Genomic DNA, 1641 nt, shown 5'->3' with positions numbered 1-1641 from the left:
TCCGCCCGCCACGGACAATCCCCCTTGGGCCGAAAGATACACAAGCTTCACCAATAAGGGTCTTCACATTATTCATATCAAGTGTGTCCACTACCCATTCAGTTCGTACAGCATAAGTTAGGACATTTACAATCCTATCGTCAAAGCGAAAAGTCTTCAGAGTGTCCTTCTCATGCGCCAATCCATAAGGCATACAAAGAGCAGACTCTCCTCCGTTTTTGCCCTTGGTGCAAAGTATGCCCTGAATGATCTGGAAGTGCTCATTACCCTCCGCCACTGCAAATTCCTTAAGATTAGTACACTTTGTATCAAAGCGTGGCCATGGATTTTGGAAGGAGGTAAGACTCTTAGGGAATATTATCTTCTTAATATTCTCATTACTTGAAAGTGAACTGGTAGTTTCAGTTACACCTTCTTTAATAATATATATGCTGTCTTTAGGAGCAAAATTAGTGGGCACAGCAAACAGGCTCTTCTGTTTTACGCCATTTTTATCTGTATAGTTGTAATAAAGGATGCCGTCAGCATCTGACTCGAAACAAGAATTACCATTTTCAACGATGAAGTATGGAAAATAAGTTGTTGTGGCAAAAGCTGAGTTACTAATACTCGTAACATTCTTGGGAATAATAAGCGTATCTACATCTTTAACACCGCAAAAGGTCTGAGTTTGGATAGTTTCCAAAGTCTCCGGCAGTTTGATGCTCTTAGGATTATTCCAATTGCAAAGAGCAGCTATCTGTGTTACAGTGAAAGTTTCATCTTTACCATCAAAGATGGTATCGGGAATCACCACATCCTTTCCTTTGCAATTGGAAACTCCGAGCAGACCCAACTGGTGCTTCGCTGCCGAAACCACAATGAACTTGAAGTCACCAATTGTCACTTGCTCACCATCTGTATAAGCAGATGCTGTAAGCGAGGCAAGAGAAACGATGGCAATCAGGAAAAATCTCCAAAAATAAGTTCGTCTCATAAATAATTCATAAAAAAAACTTGACGCACGGGCACTACCATGCTTCTATTAACAATCTATTTTCTTTATTATATATTAACTATGTATGCTGGAACCCGAAGCCTTACCCGAAAGCTACTATCATCTTGCCGTAGCAAGAACAATCTTCGCTTCCTCTGCTCCGTTCATGCTGTTCAGAAGAATGACATTTCGCCTCTTGTTACCGCTCGGCGGTAGCAAAACATTACCTTTTCACGGTTTTTGTCAACATTACTTTCTCGATTTGTTGTAGAACTAATCTTTAGCATCGTCCTTCACACGTTTTTATTTAGTTGATTTGAATCATCATGCCCACTCACGAGCACTCTTAAATCCGGGAGCAAAAGTACATAGATTTTGCGATACATCAACCACCAAGAATGTTAAATAGTGTTAAACAGGCAATAATTGGCGTAAAAACACCCAATATTTGAAATTTTTACAGATAAATTGAGGGCGAAAGCAGGGGAAATCGCGGGTATAGGCTGAAAGCCAGCCTTGGTAATCATAGCATGATACCTCCAACTGCAGGCCTCCATCCACGATTTCAACTTAGCCTATATAATTCATACCCCCATCATAAATAGACACTTTTGTCCCAAAATGGCAAAGAACATTTATTTTGAATGGGGCTAGAATGATTTATT

The 1641-nt window shown here is 40.2% G+C and carries 1 protein-coding gene; it reads right to left on the bottom strand.

The genetic code is table 11. The features are described 5' to 3' along the window. The coding region (locus G604_RS14535) for a leucine-rich repeat protein (protein ID WP_036905849.1) at nucleotides 1-976 on the bottom strand (976 nt) is incomplete at its 3' end. Between the last annotated feature and the right edge of the window lie 665 nt (nucleotides 977-1641).

The sequence above is a fragment of the Prevotella sp. AGR2160 genome, from assembly GCF_000424185.1.
Lineage (GTDB): Bacteria > Bacteroidota > Bacteroidia > Bacteroidales > Bacteroidaceae > Prevotella.
The sequence above is the reverse complement of the archived record's forward strand: the minus strand, read 5'-3'. Positions and strand labels throughout refer to the sequence as shown.